The sequence below is a fragment of the Amycolatopsis sp. NPDC114504 genome, from assembly GCF_055633595.1.
The window spans coordinates 290,263-304,510 of the sequence record NZ_JBVKDU010000007.1; the positions used below are offsets into that span (position 1 = coordinate 290,263).

General features: G+C 70.7%; 14 protein-coding genes. 8 read left to right on the top strand and 6 right to left on the bottom strand.

The features are described 5' to 3' along the window. Positions 1-36 precede the first annotated feature (36 nt). On the top strand, positions 37-3,147 hold the full coding sequence (locus ACZ7PG_RS48115) for an NACHT domain-containing protein (RefSeq protein ID WP_470245942.1): 3,111 nt from the start codon (positions 37-39) through the stop codon (positions 3,145-3,147). Positions 3,148-3,172: 25 nt separating this feature from the next. On the opposite strand, the gene ACZ7PG_RS48120 is transcribed toward ACZ7PG_RS48115, so the two are convergent. After that, positions 3,173-4,945 (bottom strand): family 20 glycosylhydrolase, encoded by a 1,773-nt coding sequence (locus ACZ7PG_RS48120; protein WP_470245943.1) that lies wholly within the window; start codon positions 4,943-4,945, stop codon positions 3,173-3,175. Positions 4,946-5,105: 160 nt separating this feature from the next. Between ACZ7PG_RS48120 and ACZ7PG_RS48125 the strand changes: the two genes are divergently transcribed. From ACZ7PG_RS48125 to ACZ7PG_RS48135, 3 genes are read left to right on the top strand one after another with little or no spacing between them, the layout of a single operon-like run. Beyond that, positions 5,106-5,615 (top strand): MarR family winged helix-turn-helix transcriptional regulator, encoded by a 510-nt coding sequence (locus ACZ7PG_RS48125; RefSeq protein ID WP_470245944.1) that lies wholly within the window; start codon positions 5,106-5,108, stop codon positions 5,613-5,615. 49 nt (positions 5,616-5,664) lie between these two features. Further along, a complete protein-coding gene (locus ACZ7PG_RS48130) occupies positions 5,665-6,021 on the top strand; it encodes a nuclear transport factor 2 family protein (protein WP_470245945.1) in 357 nt (118 codons plus the stop codon). A 19-nt stretch (positions 6,022-6,040) separates the two neighbouring features. After that, a complete protein-coding gene (locus ACZ7PG_RS48135) occupies positions 6,041-7,090 on the top strand; it encodes an NAD(P)H-dependent flavin oxidoreductase (RefSeq protein ID WP_470245946.1) in 1,050 nt (349 codons plus the stop codon). Here ACZ7PG_RS48135 and ACZ7PG_RS48140 read toward each other — a convergent pair. The 3 genes from ACZ7PG_RS48140 to ACZ7PG_RS48150 all read right to left on the bottom strand — a co-directional run bounded on the left by ACZ7PG_RS48140 (position 7,087) and on the right by ACZ7PG_RS48150 (position 10,760). Further along, a complete protein-coding gene (locus ACZ7PG_RS48140) occupies positions 7,087-8,532 on the bottom strand; it encodes an amino acid permease (protein ID WP_470245947.1) in 1,446 nt (481 codons plus the stop codon). The genes ACZ7PG_RS48135 and ACZ7PG_RS48140 overlap by 4 nt on opposite strands. Before the next feature lie 93 nt (positions 8,533-8,625). Next, the gene (locus tag ACZ7PG_RS48145) at positions 8,626-9,657 is read right to left on the bottom strand and encodes an alpha/beta fold hydrolase (RefSeq protein ID WP_470245948.1); all 1,032 of its coding nucleotides are present in this window, start codon (positions 9,655-9,657) and stop codon (positions 8,626-8,628) included. A gap of 137 nt (positions 9,658-9,794) precedes the next feature. Next, a complete protein-coding gene (locus tag ACZ7PG_RS48150; RefSeq protein WP_470245949.1) occupies positions 9,795-10,760 on the bottom strand; it encodes a quinone oxidoreductase family protein in 966 nt (321 codons plus the stop codon). Between the two features lie 59 nt (positions 10,761-10,819). Here ACZ7PG_RS48150 and ACZ7PG_RS48155 point away from each other — a divergent pair, with 59 nt between their 5' ends. From ACZ7PG_RS48155 to ACZ7PG_RS48165, 3 genes are read left to right on the top strand one after another with little or no spacing between them, the layout of a single operon-like run. Further along, positions 10,820-11,023, top strand: coding sequence for a hypothetical protein (locus tag ACZ7PG_RS48155; protein ID WP_086676857.1), 204 nt, complete (start codon positions 10,820-10,822; stop codon positions 11,021-11,023). An 11-nt stretch (positions 11,024-11,034) separates the two neighbouring features. Further along, positions 11,035-11,505: a guanyl-specific ribonuclease gene (locus ACZ7PG_RS48160; protein ID WP_470245950.1), complete on the top strand. Its 471-nt coding sequence runs from the start codon at positions 11,035-11,037 to the stop codon at positions 11,503-11,505. Further along, a complete protein-coding gene (locus tag ACZ7PG_RS48165) occupies positions 11,502-11,870 on the top strand; it encodes a barstar family protein (protein WP_470245951.1) in 369 nt (122 codons plus the stop codon). The genes ACZ7PG_RS48160 and ACZ7PG_RS48165 overlap by 4 nt, the downstream gene beginning before the upstream one ends. 3 nt (positions 11,871-11,873) lie before the next feature. Here ACZ7PG_RS48165 and ACZ7PG_RS48170 read toward each other — a convergent pair whose 3' ends face one another. Both ACZ7PG_RS48170 and ACZ7PG_RS48175 read right to left on the bottom strand, forming a co-directional pair. Then, a complete protein-coding gene (locus tag ACZ7PG_RS48170; RefSeq protein ID WP_470245952.1) occupies positions 11,874-12,647 on the bottom strand; it encodes an enoyl-CoA hydratase family protein in 774 nt (257 codons plus the stop codon). Positions 12,648-12,732: 85 nt separating this feature from the next. Continuing rightward, positions 12,733-13,362: a cyclase gene (locus ACZ7PG_RS48175; protein ID WP_470245953.1), complete on the bottom strand. Its 630-nt coding sequence runs from the start codon at positions 13,360-13,362 to the stop codon at positions 12,733-12,735. 296 nt (positions 13,363-13,658) lie between these two features. Here ACZ7PG_RS48175 and ACZ7PG_RS48180 point away from each other — a divergent pair, with 296 nt between their 5' ends. After that, positions 13,659-14,147, top strand: coding sequence for a hypothetical protein (locus tag ACZ7PG_RS48180; RefSeq protein ID WP_470245954.1), 489 nt, complete (start codon positions 13,659-13,661; stop codon positions 14,145-14,147). The last annotated feature ends 101 nt before the right edge of the window (positions 14,148-14,248 follow it).

Below are 14,248 nucleotides of genomic sequence, written 5' to 3' on the forward strand. Positions count from 1 at the left end.
ACCGGCGATCTCCTGGTTCGACACCGAGGGGGGACGATGGCACGAGGCCTGTGTTTTCGCGACGCTGTTCGCCTCCTGGGCGGCGCTGACAACCGGACGGTCGCCGCGCTCGACAAGCTCGCCGGCGGAGTGCTCCTGGCCGCGGCAGCCGCGGGCGCGGACTTCGCGCTCGGCCTCTTCGATCCGAAGGCCGAGTTCGCCCGGTTGACCGGCGTTCTGGCTTCGGGCCTGCGGGATCGGCTGAGCGGCCTGAGCCGGGCCGATCGCACTCATCGGCTGACCGCGGCGCACGCGGTCGCGGTGCTCGCGTCCTTCTTCGAGGTGCTGTCGGAGATCAAGCTTCCTCCGGAACTGCGTGACCTCCGGCTCGACCGCGCCGACCAGCTGCGGGTGGCGCTCCACAGCCCGCACACGGCCAGGCGGTTGGATCGCCTGCTCGCCGCGGTGGTGGAGGACGACATCCCGATCCCCGCGCCGCACCAGCCGTATGAAGACGTGCTCCGGAGCTTGGACCGTTATTACCGGCAGCTGGCGGCGCGGACCCGGGACTTCCTGACCGGGCTGGCCGGCTGGGAGCTCCTGGACGAGACCGGCCGCGGGCGGTTCGAGCGCCGGCTCGCCGAGCTGAACGCCCAGGCGGTGACCCGGTACGAAGCGCACTACCGGCGGTTGGCCGTCGAGTTCCCCGAGTTCGCGTTCTGGGCCGGTCTGCGGGACCACCAGGCGACCCGTGCGGCGGTCCGCGACCTCGGCGCCGGTCTCGCGGGGCTGGAACGCGCCCTCGCCGGACTCGCGAGCGCGCCACCGGTCGCGCACCCGCTGCGGCTCGCCCACCGCGGTGCCCTCGACCGGCCCATGATCTCGATCAGAGACGTTCCCGCCGGCCTGAACATCCCCACGCTGGCAGACGCCTACGTGACGCCACGGTTCCGCGTCGCCGAAATCGGTGCCTCCGATCCGGTCGCGTCCGAGCGCTGGTGGTTGCAGCGGGACGTGCGCGACGACCTCCCGGCGTTCCTTGTCGGCCACCTGACCGCGCCGCAGGCGACCCGGGCTCCGCTGCTCGTCCTCGGCCAGCCCGGCGCCGGGAAGTCGATCCTCACGCAGATACTCGCGGCGCGGCTCGCGACGGCCGAATACCTCGTGGTGCGGGTCGTGCTCCGCGAGGTGCGCGTCGAAGCCGACCTGCAGAGCCACATCGAGGACGCGGTGCGGGTCGCGACCGGCGAGGACCACACCTGGCCCGCGTTGACCCGCGAGGCCGCGGGCGCGCTCCCGGTCATCCTCCTCGACGGCTTCGACGAACTGCTCCAGGCCACAGGCGCGAGCCAGTCCGACTACCTGGAGCGGGCGGCCGAGTTCCAGCGTCGGGAAGCGGCCCTCGGCCGGCCGGTCGTGGTGCTCGTGACCAGCCGGACGGCGGTCGCCGACCGCGCGCGTCCCGCCTACGAGATGATCGCCGTGCGGCTGGAGCCCTTCGACGCCGACCAGGTCGGGCAGTGGCTCGACGTGTGGAACCGCGGCAACGCCACCTACTTCACCGACAGTGGTCTGTGCCCGTTGACCGCGGCCGTGGTGGCGCCGCACGCCGAGCTCGCCGGCCAGCCGCTGATGCTGCTCATGCTGGCGCTCTACGACGCCGACGACAACTCGTTGCAGCACCACGACGCCGCGCTCGGACAGGCCGAGCTGTACGAACAGCTGCTGGCCCGGTTCGCCGCGAGGGAAGTCCTCAAGTCCGGAGGTGGCCTGACACCCGCGGAGTTCCGCCAGGCCACCGAGCAAGAACTGCTGCGGTTGTCGGTCGCCGCGTTCGCGATGTTCAACCGGACCCGCCAGTGGGTCACCGAGGCGGAGCTGGACGCCGATCTCGCGGCGTTGCTCACCTCTCCGCAGCGGCCCACCGCGGACCTGCGGGCCGCGCTGACCGCGGCCCAGCTGATGTTCGGCCGCTTCTACTTCATCCACGAAACCCAGGCCGTCCAGGACGACCGGCGGCTGCGCACCTACGAGTTCCTCCACGCGACTTTCGGGGAATACCTGGTCGGCCGTCTCGTCACGGAAGAGCTGGGCGACCTGACCGCCGCGGCCCGGACGATGGCCCACCGGGGCCGCCCCGGAGTACTCGAAGACTCCTTCCTGTACGCGCTGCTTTCGTTCGCCCCCTTGGTCATGCGCGAAACCACCGTCTCGTTCATCGGGGAGCGGCTGGCCGCTGTCCCCGATGCCGATCGCGCGGTGCTGCGGGAGCTGCTCCTTTCCCTGGTGCGGCAGGCACTCGAACTCCGGCACAGCGATGCCTTCGCCGGCTACCGGCCGAGGCCGGCGACGCAGCCGGAACGGCACGCGGCGTATTCGGTCAACCTGACCATCCTGCTCGTCCTCGTGAGCGGACGGCTCTGTGTCGACGATCTGTTTCCCGGTGCCGCCGAACCGATCGACGCCTGGCGCCGGTTGACGCTGCTGTGGCGTTCGCAGCTACCCGGAGAGGGCTGGAAGGGGCTCATCCACCGGTTCACGGTGGAGCGGGACTGGCGCGGCGAGCGCCGCACGGCGTACGTCGTCCCGATCCATTCGGCGGGCACCTGGAGCCCGGATACTTATTGGACCTACGGCCGGTACTGGCCGGGCCACCCGAAACGGCCGGGCGAGCCGTACCAGGGTCTGGGCTGGTACGAGGGCACTTACGGCTACCTCCGCAACCAAGGACGGTTCCAGTGCGAGGCCGACGACGAAGTCGTCCTGCACGCACTCGATCCGTTTCACGATGACCTCAGCGCCGCCGTGTTCACCTTCCACCACGTCGGCGGCCGGCCGCGACCGGTGTCCGGAGCGCACGCGCTGATCGCCCTCTGGCTGACGGCGACCGGTCCCGCCGACATGGACGCCTTGACCCAGGCGTTCGAGGTGGCTTGGGAGTTCGCGGCGCACGGCTTCGCGCCGAGCGACATCGACCAGCGGCATCGGTACCGCGTCCACGTCCTGTGGCTCCTGGCGTTGATCGCACGCCGTGTTCCCCGCGGCTGGCTCGGCACGCAGTTGTCCGAGTTGGAGGATCTGGCGAAGAAAGAAGACCGGGACTACGACAACAGCCTCCTGGTCCTGCTCCAGGATCTGGAACTGGACGACCCCGACGCCTTCGTGTGAGGGCGCCGGGGCCGACCAGGGTTGCTCAACAGGCGCCGTTGTCGGTCCACACTCCCCACTGGCCTGTCGTTCCCGGCTCCTCGCCCTGCGTCCACCAGCCCGCTTTCCACTTGTGGCCGTTGTGCGACACCACGTTTCCGCCCGTGTACACCTGCGAAGCGCTCCAAGCCGGGTCCGTGCACGTCCCCGGCTGAGTCGTCCCGCCCGTGTCCCACGAAACCTGCGACGACCGGTAGAAGTTGATCGACTGGGCCACCCAGCGCGGTGCCTGGGCGCCCAACCGGGTCCGGAATGCCGTCCAGTCGTGCGTCGACCAGGGGGACCAGCCCAGCTCCGCGTGCGCGGCCAAGCGGGGGAATGCCAGGTAGTCGATGTCCGAAGGCGTCACCACCGTCTCCGCCCACAGCGGGGACTCCACCCCGCGGACCGCGGACTCGCCGACCCCCGACAGGTACGCGCCCGGGTTCCAGCCGTACGCGTCCTGGACCTCGATGTAGCCGGCCCATGACAACCCGATGGGTGTCGAGCTGTTGTACTTCATGTCCAGGTATGCCTTGTTCGCCGGCGACAGGATCACCTTGCTGCCGCGGGAAACCGCCGTCGAGACGCCCGAATCCGACGTCGTCGTCCCCCAGAACTGCGGGACCGCGGACGCCGGCAGCGCGGCCTTCGCGATGTCGTGCCAGCCCACCACCGACTTGCCCGTCGCCGCGACCAGGGGGAGGACCTTGTTCACGAACGTCACGTAGTCCGCCGCCGACGTCGACTGGGCCTCGTCGCCGCCGATGTGGATGTACTGGCCCGGGGTCAGGGCCGCCAGCTCGCGCAGGACGTCCGCGATGAACGTGTACGTGATGTCCTTCGAGATGCACAGCGAGCTGTAGCCGACCGCCGTGTCCGTCCGCAGCGCCGGGGCCACGCCGTTGCAGTTCAGCTCCGCGTACGAGGCCAGCGCCGCGTTCACGTGCCCCGGCATGTCGATCTCCGGGATCACCGTGATGTGGCGCGAAGCCGCGTAGTTCACGATGTCCGTGTACTGCGCCTTCGTGTAGTAGCCGCCCGCGCCGCCGCCGACCTGGGTGCTGCCGCCGTACGTCGTCAGGCGGGGCCAGCTGTCGATCTGGATGCGCCAGCCCTGGTCGTCGGCCAGGTGCAGGTGCAGGTTGTTGATCTTGTACTGGGCGAGCTCGTCGATGTACCGCTTGACCGTCGACACCGGGTGGAAGTGCCGCGCCACGTCGAGCATCGCGCCGCGGTAGCCGAACCGCGGGTAGTCGACGATCGTCGCGCCCGGGATGCTCCACGGGCCCGTCTGCGGAGCCGGGCTTTCCACCCGGCCCGGCAGCATCTGCCGCAGCGTCTGGACACCGGCGAACAGCCCGTCGGCCGTCTGGGCGCGCACGGTGACCGAGGACGCCGTCGACACGAGCTGGTAGCCCTGCGTGCCGACGGACGCCGGCGCGCCGCTCAGCAGCAGCGCGATGCTGTCGGACGGCACGGTCGCCGGCGCGTCGGACACCGGCAGCGCGAAGCCGGTCGACGGCCGCAGGACCCCGGCCAGGTAGGTGCCGACGTCCTTGGCCGGCGCCGACCCGGCCTCGGTGAGGATCTTCGTCGTCGAGACCAGCGGGAACGTGACCCCGGCCGCCGGGGTCACCGACGCCGGCACGGGCACGATCGACTGCAGCGCCGGGGTGGCCGCCGCGGCGGGCGCCAGCTGGGCGGCGGTCGCACTGGCGCCGATCAGCGCCAGCACGGCGAGTGCGCGGCCGAGGCGGCGCGCGGGGGAAGTCTTCACCGGGCCCTCCTCGTCTGACGCGCGGCCGGAGCGCCGCGCTCGGGATGTCTTCACCGGGACCTCCTGGCGGGATGGGCGCGACATCGCCGTCGCACCTGCCCGGATCGTCGCATTTTCGGCGGTCGTGGTCTAGACCAGTCTGGGTGGTTAAGCTCGCGCCGTGACGCGGGACTTCGTGCCGGGATCGCCGTTCGCCCTGCTGTCGGAGGCCGAAACGGCCGCTTGGTACGCCTACATGAAGGTGCACCTGCGCCTGGACTACGAGCTGAACCGGCAGCTGCGGGCCGACAGCGGTCTTTCGCTCGCCGACTACCACGTCCTGGTGGCGCTGACGAGCGGGTCCGAGGGGCGGATGCGGGTCACCGACCTCGCGATCCGCATCGGCTGGGAGCGCAGCAGGCTGTCGCACCACCTGAAGCGGATGCGGGAGCGCGGGCTGGTCGAGACCGGGACGGCCGCCGACGACCGCCGGGCCACGGAGGTGGTGCTGTCCGAAGCCGGCTGGGAGGCGTTGCGGCAGGCCGCGCCGGACCACGTCGGGTTCGTGCGCCAGGCGTTCCTGGACGCCCTCGGGCCCGGCGAGCTGGCGCAGTGGACGGCGCTGCTCGACCGCGTCTACGACCGGCTCGTCGGGAACGGCACCCTGCCACGGCCGGAAGACCACCCCTGACGGTTGCGTGACATGTCACGTAATATGGCGGCGAACCCGGGAGGTTGCGATGGCGACGGTGGCCGAACTGATGGAAGCCAATCTGCTGGCGGTCTTCAACGAGCGCGATGACGAGCGACGGGCGAAGGCGATCGCCGCGACCTACGCGGCCGACGTCGTCTTCGCCGATCCCGAAGGCACCGCGACCGGGCACGACGAGCTGAACGCCAAGGCCAAAGGGCTGCTGGAGCAGTCGCCGGGCTTCGTGTTCGCCGCGGCCGGTCCGGTGCTGGTCAACCACGATTTGGGGCACCTGGCCTGGGCTTTCGGTCCCGAGGGCGCGCCGCCGGTCGCGCGGGGGATCGATGTCGCCCTCGTCGAGGACGGGCGCATCAAGAAGCTCTACACCATGCTGCTGCCGGGCTGAGGCGATTACGCTCGGGAGCATGTTCGACGAGCTGACGTTCCCGGTCATCGCCGCCCCGATGGCGGGCGGGCCGACCACCCCCGAGCTGGTCGCCGCGGTCGGCGAGGCCGGCGGGTTCGGCTTCCTTTCGGCCGGCATGCTCACGCCCGCGGCGCTCGCCGCGCAGATCGACCGCACGCGGGAGCTGACCGGCCGCGGGTTCGGCGTCAACCTCTTCGTGCCGCAGCCCGACACCGGCGCCGACGTCTCCGCGCACCGCGAGCGTCTGCAGGCCTTCGCCGGCGAATACGACGTCGAACTCGGCGAACCGAAGTGGGACGACGACGCGTACCCCGCGAAGCTGGACGTCGTGCTCGAGAAGCGCATTCCCGTGGTGTCGTTCACCTTCGGGCCGCCGTCGCCGTCGGACGTCGTCCGGCTCCACGAAGCCGGCAGCGCGGTCGTCGTCACCGTGACCACCCCGGAGGCCGCGCATCGGGCCGCCGACCTCGGCGCCGACGCCCTCGTCCTGCAGGGCTTCGAAGCGGGCGGCCACCGGTCCCTGTTCACCGACGACGCGAACCGGCCCGGCGGCGGTGCCGAATACGGCGTCCTCGCGCTGCTGCGGCTCGTCGCCGCCCACGTCGACCTGCCGCTGATCGCGGCCGGGGGTTTGGTGCACGGCGCGGACGTCGCCGCCGTGCTCGCCGCCGGGGCCGTCGCCGCCCAGCTGGGCACCGTCTTCCTGCGTGCCGACGAAGCCGGGACGTCCGAGGCGCACCGCAAGGCCCTGGCGCTGGCCGAGCGCGAGACGGCGTTCACCCGCGCCTTCAGCGGCCGCCCGGCGCGCGGGCTCGTCAACAAGTTCATGGACGCGCTCTCCGAAGGCGCGCCCGCGGCCTACCCGCAGCTGAACAGCCTCGCCGGGCCGGTGCGCAAGGCAGCGGCGAAGGCCGGCGACCCGGAAGCGATCTCGCTGTGGGCGGGCCAGACCTATCCGCTTGCCTACGACGCGTCGGCCGCCGTCATCCTCGAGCGGCTGAAGGTCGAGGCGCGCGACGCCGCCGCACGCCTCGACCGCATCCGCTAGCTGTCCGAGCCGCCGGTGCGGTTCAGCAGCGAGTGGCGCTTGCTGTAGGCGAAGTAGACGATCATGCCGAGCACGAACCAGACGGCGAACCGGATCCAGGTCTCCGGCTGCAGGAACGTGATCAGCCAGATCGAGAACACGATGCCGATCGCGGGGACCACCGGCATGCCGGGTGTCTTGAACGTCCGCGGCAGGTCCGGCTGCTTGTAGCGCAGCACGATCACCGCGACGCAGACGACGACGAACGCGAGCAGGATGCCGATGTTCGTCAGCTCCGCGGCCTCGCCGATCGGCAGCACGCCGGCGATGATCGCGGACGCACCGCCGAGCAGCCACGTCATCCGGCTCGGCACCTGCCGCTTGACGTTCGTCTTGCCGAACCACGGCGGCAGCAGGCCGTCGCGGCTCATCGAGTAGCCGACCCGCGTGGCGCCCATCAGGAACGTGAACAGCACGGTGAGGATGCCGACGATGGCGCCGATCGCGATCACCGTGGCCAGCCCGGAAAGGCCGACCGACTTGAACGCCGTCGAGAAGCCGCTCTTCGGGTCGATCTCGGTGTACTTCTGCATGCCGGTCAGCACCAGGCAGGCCAGGACGTACAGCACCATCGAGATGGCCAGCGAGTAGAGGATCGCCTTCGGCATGTGCCGTTGCGCGTCCTTCGACTCCTCCGCGGCGGTGCTCATGGCGTCGTAGCCGAAGACGGCGAAGAACACCGTGGCCGCGCCGGTCACCGCGCCGCCGAAGCCGGCCGGGGCGAAGGGCGTGTAGTTGCCCGTCTTGACGTAGAAGAAGCCGACCAGGATGACCACCAGCACGATCAGGACCTTGATCCCGACCATCGCCGTCTCGAACCGGGCCGCACTGCGGATACCTCGGTTGAGCAGGAACGCGATCAGCAGGCACAGGAGCGCGGCGAACAGGTCGACCTTGTGGCCCGGGCCGGTGCCGGGCGCGCCGAGCATCCAGGCGGGCAGGTCGAGGCCGAGCTGGCCGAGCAGGAAGCTGAAGTAGCCGGAGATGCCGATCGCCACCACCGCCACGATCGCGGTGTACTCCAGCAGCAGGTCCCAGCCGATGAACCAGCCGACGACCTCGCCGAGCACCGCGTACCCGTACGTGTAGGCCGACCCGGCCTTGGGGATCAGGCCCGCGAACTCGGCGTAGGAGAACGCGGCCGCGGCGCTCGCGACGCCGGCGATGAGGAACGAGATCAGCACGGCCGGGCCGACGCCGGGGATGCCAGCCGAGTCGTCGCCGTGCGCGACACTGCCGGCGAGGGCGAAGATCCCGGCGCCGATGATGCCGCCGATACCGATGGCGGTCAGCTGCCACAGACCCAAAGTCCGTTTCAGGCCACCCTCTTCCGAGGTGTCCTGGATCTGGTCGATCGGCTTGCGCCGGAAGATGCCGGAGCCGGCACCCACTGGAGCGGACATCATCGTCTCCCGAACGTCGCGGTGGACGGATCCGGATCACGGACCCAACGCCGGAACCTACCGCGATCTCGGTGTGAAGACAGCGTGAGCCGCTCAGCCCGCCGCGGTGTCCTCGCTCACGGCCTCGACCGCGCGCTTGGCCTGGGTGGTCCGGACCGCGCTCGCCGCGAAGTAGGTGAGCAGCTCGGCGATTTCGACGGGGTCGTCGAGCTGCGGGCAGTGCCCCCAGTCTTCGCGGACCAGCAGGCGGCTGTGCGGCACCAGCGTGTGCAGCTGCCGCCCGGACGCGGCGGTGACGAGCTTGTCCTTGCCGCACGCGACGACCAGCAGCGGCACCTTCACCGAGTCCAGGCGGTAGGCGTCGGCGAGCTCGGCGACGAGCTGCCGGGCCTGCTCCAGCCGGTTCTTGGTCGCGCGGTAGTCCGGGAACAGCGCGGTGAAGCGCTGGACCTGCATCGCGTCGGCCGCCGTCGAGTCGGCGTAGAGCAGCCGCGGGACGAGCTGCTCGGCGACCTTGCGCACCAGGAACCCCGGCACCGGGACCGGCAGCGCCGAGTAGAGCCGCAGCGGGAACGGGTAGCGCGCGACGGTCCGGATCAGCCAGGAGTCGACGAACCCGGGCGCGGCGATGGACACGACACCGGAGATCGGCAGCCGGCTGTTCTGGGCCGCGCGCAGGCTCATGGTGCCGCCGAGGGAGTTGCCGGCCAGCACGACCGAGCCGAGCACGGCCTGCTCGCGGACGACGGCGGTGGTGAACGCGTCGAGCTGCGGCAGCATCGGGCCGGGCCGCAGCGGCTGCGCGTCCCCGAACCCGGGCAGATCGACCGCGACCGCCGGGATCCCGGCGGCCGCGAGCTGCTCGAGAGCGGGGCGCCACGTGTCGGCGCTGTCGCAGTAGCCGTGCAGCAGCACCAGCCGCGGTGTGCTCGGCCGCGGGTGCGGCGTGGCCGCGCGGCGGCGCAGGGAACGGCGGGGGAGCTCCGGGTCACCGGCGATGTCCCCGACCTCCAGGACGCGGGTGCGGACACCGGCGTAGCGCCGGAAGGAGACCCGGATCGGGTCCGGGTCGCTGCTGGACCGGCCGCCCGGTCCAGCCGAGTCGGGCCGCTTCGTCGCGGTCATGACCACAGAATACCTTGCGACCATTGGGGTTTGGTCGAATTCAGGTGCTAACGACCAGATCTCGAACTGAGTACGTTAGGGATTCACCTAATGCCGAGCCGGGCGGAACAAGACGATCCGCCCAGCTCAGCGGGGGTCTAGCGGGTGAAGACGATCTTGCCGGCGGTGTCGCCGTCGAGCATCGCCCGGAACCCCTTAGGGGCCTCGGTGAAGGGCAGTTCGGCGCCGATTTGGGGCCGCACCCCGGTCAGGTCGAGGTAGGCGAGCAGGTCCGCGAGCTCGTCGCGGGTGCCCATGGTCGACCCGGCGACGCGCAACTGGAGGAAGAAGACGCGCTGCAGCTCCGCGCCCGCGTCCGGGCCGCTGGTCGAGCCGGAGACCACGATGATCCCGCCCGGCTTGAGTGATTTGACCGAATGCGACCAGGTTGCCTTGCCGACGGTCTCGAACACGGCGTCGACGCGTTCGGGCAGCCGCGCGCCCGACTCGAACGTCTGGTGCGCGCCGAGGCTCGAGGCGAGCGCGCGCTTCTCCTCGCTGCGGCCGGTCACCCAGACCCGGAACCCGGCCGCGCGGCCGAGCTGCACCAGCGCGGTCGATACGCCGCCGGACGCGCCCTGCACGAGCATCGTCTGGCCCGGCCGCAGCCCGGACTTCACGAAGAGCATCCGGTAGGCGGTCAGCCAGGCCGTGCCCATGGTCGCGGCCTCGGCGAAGCTGAGCGCGGCGGGCTTCGGGACGACGTTGCGGGCCGGAACGATCACCTGGTCGGCGAAGGTGCCCTGGTGCTTCTCGGTGAGCAGCGTCCGCTTCGGGTCGAGGGTGTCGTCACCCTGCCAGCCCGGCGCGTTGATCACGGAGTGGATCACGACCTCGGAGCCGTCGTCGAGGGTCCCGGCGCCGTCGCAGCCGAGGATCATCGGGAACTGCTCGGGCTTGATGCCGACGCCGCGGAGCGTCCAGAGGTCGTGCATGTTGAGGCTGGCCGCCTTGACGTGCACCCGGACCCAGCCTTCCGGCACGTCGGGTTCGGGGCGCTCGCCGACGACGAGCGAGTCCAGGGGGCTTTCGGCGTTGGGTTCCTGCGCGTACACGGCGAACATGCCTCGCAACGTACCGCCCCTGAAGCGCGGCGGCAGTAGACCGCGCGTAGGCTCACACCGTGTTCAACGGGCTTGCCGACTGGTGGGACGGGGTCGAGCTGTGGCTCGCCCAGGCTTGGTTCCCGGTCCAGTTCGTGCTGGTCATGGTGGTCGTCGTACCGCTGTGCCTGGCCGCCGCGTGGGTGCTCGACAAGCTCGTCGGGCTCTTCGCCCGCAGGCTCGCACCGGGGCGTGACGACGACCGCTCCGACACCCCGTCCTAGGCTGGCGCACCATGTTCAACCGAAGGCGGATCACCGCCGCGCTGATCGGGCTCCTCGTGCTGGTGCTGGGGGGCTGGCTGGTCAAGGACGCCGTCGGCGACGGCTCCCCGGCGACCCCCGGCCCGAGCGGCACCCCGGGCACGTCGGCGAGCGCGCCGGCCAAGGGTGGCGCGGCCGTGCCGGGCGCGGACTCCGGCTTGCCGGTCAAGGCACTGACGACCCTGCCGTCGCAGGCCGGGGACACGTGGAAGCTGATCGAAAAGGGCGGGCCGTACCCGTACCCGCGCAACGACGACGTCGTGTTCGAGAACCGCGAGAAGCGCTTGCCCGGCAAGAAGTCCGGCTACTACCACGAGTACACCGTGAAGACCCCCGGCAGCGCCGACCGCGGCGCGCGGCGGCTGATCACGGGCCAGGCCCACGAGCTGTACTACACCGGCGACCACTACGGGTCGTTCGTCGTCGTGGACCCGGCCCGATGAGCGCCTCGGAGCAGGCGAAGGCCGCCGCGGAAGAGGCCTTCGCGAGGGGCGCGTACCCGCACCTGGTGAACTCGCACCCGACGGTGGACAAGGCCAGCACGCTGAGCGCGTTCGCCGCGGCACTGTCCTTTCCGGACTACTTCGGCCACAACCTCGACGCGCTCTACGACTGCCTGACCGACCTGTCCTGGCTGCCGCCGGGGGAGCACGTGCTGATCTGGCCGGGCTCGGACGCGTTGCGCAGGACCGAACCCAAGACGTACCTGGCGATCCGCAGCGTGCTTTCGGACGCGCAGCGCGCGCTCGGGCCGAGCGGGCGCAGCGCGGGCTCGTGGCGGCTGACGGTCGTGCTGCCCGACGCCTGAGCCTCAGTCCTGCGGGACCCAGTTCGGCTTGCGCTTCTGGGCGAAGGCCAGGATGCCTTCCTGGCCTTCCTCGCTCGCGAAGAACTTCGCCGACAGCCCGATCATCTCGTCGAACCCCTCCGACGGCGTCGCCGGGCGGGGACGGCTCAGCAGCGCCTTCGTCTCGGCCAGCGCCGTCGGCCCACCCGCGGCCAGCGCCTTCACGAACCGGGCCACTTCGGCGTCGAGCTCTTCGGCCGGGACCGCCGAGTTCAGCAGGCCGATCTCGACCGCGCGGCGCGCGTCGAAGGTGTCGCCCGTCAGGAACAGCTCGTGCGCCGCACGTGCGTTCAGCCGCGGCAGGACCGTCAGGGAGATGACCGCCGGGACGACGCCGATGCGGACTTCCGAGAAGGCGAACGTCGCTTCCGGCACCGCCACGGCGATGTCGCACGCCGCCACCATGCCGATGCCGCCGGCGCGGGCGGGGCCGGCCAGCCGGGCGACGACCGGCTTCGGGCTGGTCCACAGCTGCTCGAGGATCTTCGGGAACTCGTTCACGCCCTGGTCGCCCGCGCCGGCGCCGCGGGCCTCCTTGAGGTCCATCCCCGCGCAGAACACCGGACCCGTGTGGGTGAGCACGATGACCCGCACGGCATCGTCGGCGGCCGCTTTCGCCAGCGAGCCGGAGAGCTCGCGACGCAGCTGCGCCGACAGCGCGTTGCGGTTGTGCGGGGAGTCCAGGGTGATCGTGGCGGTGCCGCCCACCACGTCGTAGTGCACCAGTTCGTCAGCCATGACCGACACCTTTGCACACTCCCCGCGCGCCACCGGTGTTACGCGGGCCACCCCGTGGGTGAGGACCCACGGGGTGGCCCGGACGTCAGCCGATGGTCGTCGTCGTGAAGACCGGGCTGGGGTTGGGGAAGCAGGCCGTCGGCGCGGTGATGTCGCCGATGATCGTGCTCGCCACCGCCTTGAACGTCAGGCCCGGGTCGCTGTAGCTCGTTCCGGACAGCTTCGTCTCGATCGTGCCCGACTGGCCGGCGGTCAGGTGCGCCGTGACGGTGGGCAGTTCGAAGGTGGCGCCGCCGGCGATCGGGCCGGGGAAGCTCAGGGTGGCGACCCCGTTGGCGACGGCGATGGTCGGCGGGGTCGAACCGAGCCCGGAGCCGCCGGCCAGGTCCGCGCCGACGTACGTGGAGTTCGCCGGGATCGGGAACTTCAGCGCGAACGTGTTGATGTTCTTGACCTTGTTCCCGCTGACGTCGCCCGGGACGGTGTTCGGCGCCGGGTCGATGACGACGTCGAACGCGCCGCCGGGGGCGACCGTGGCGGGCGCAGTGACGTCGGCGTCCTGGTTCAGCGACACCTGCTGCGGCCCGACGATCGGGGCGTCGGCCTGGCAGTCGAACGCGACGGTGGTGGCCGCCGAAGCCGGGGCGGCGAGAGCGATCGGGAGGGCCGCGACCGCGACCAGGACGCCGAGCTTGGAAAGGTGAAGTGCTTTCACTTGTATCCACCTACCTGCGGTTTTGGAGGGGGGAGAAGAAAGCCGCGCAGCGCTTAGATAGTTACCGGCAAGTTAACTAGCACGTCAAGGATTTACCGTTCCCATGCGCGCAGCGTCACCAGAAATGTGAAAAAGACTCGCCTTCTGGCGGTGGTGGGCTCCGGGTGATCGCCTTGAGCTACCGAAAGTGGTCCAGCCTGCCGGGAACGGCGCACACTGACCTGCGGTCCGGGACCCCTCCCAGCGCTCTTTGGGTAGATACGTCGTACCAGACCGACGGACCGAGGAGTCATCTCGTGCACACGCTCGGCAGATCGGCAGTGGCACTGGCTGTCGCCACGGCGCTCGCCGGCTGCACAGCCGGTTCGCCACCGCCTCCGATGAGCAGCGCGGCACCCACCGCGAGCACTTCACCGGCCCCCGACGGTGCACAGCAGGCCTTGTGCGGCCAGTTGCAGGAATTCTCCTTCCTGCTGATCCACTTCAGCGCCGACCTTGCCAGAACCGTACGGCCCGATGAAGGCAACGGCCGGAAAGCGCCCGGGATCGCCGAGCTCACTCGGCAAGCCGACGTGATCGCCGACGCGGGCGCCGAGCTGGCGAAGACCGCCCCGCCCGAGGTGAAGACCGACGTCGACACGATGCTCAAGGCCGCCGCCGAATCGAAAGCACATCTCAAACCCGGCGAACACCGCGGATTCGCCTTCGAACCGATGTACCGCCAAGACACGGAGGCGGCACGCCAAGCGCTCGACCAGTACGCCCCTTGCCGACACCGCGGCTGAGAAATGCCACGCGAACACGGACCCGGGGAAGTTGATCCAGCGGCTCTGGACCGGCACCACGCTCATGACGATCAGCTGCCCTACGTCCGGCATGGCACCGC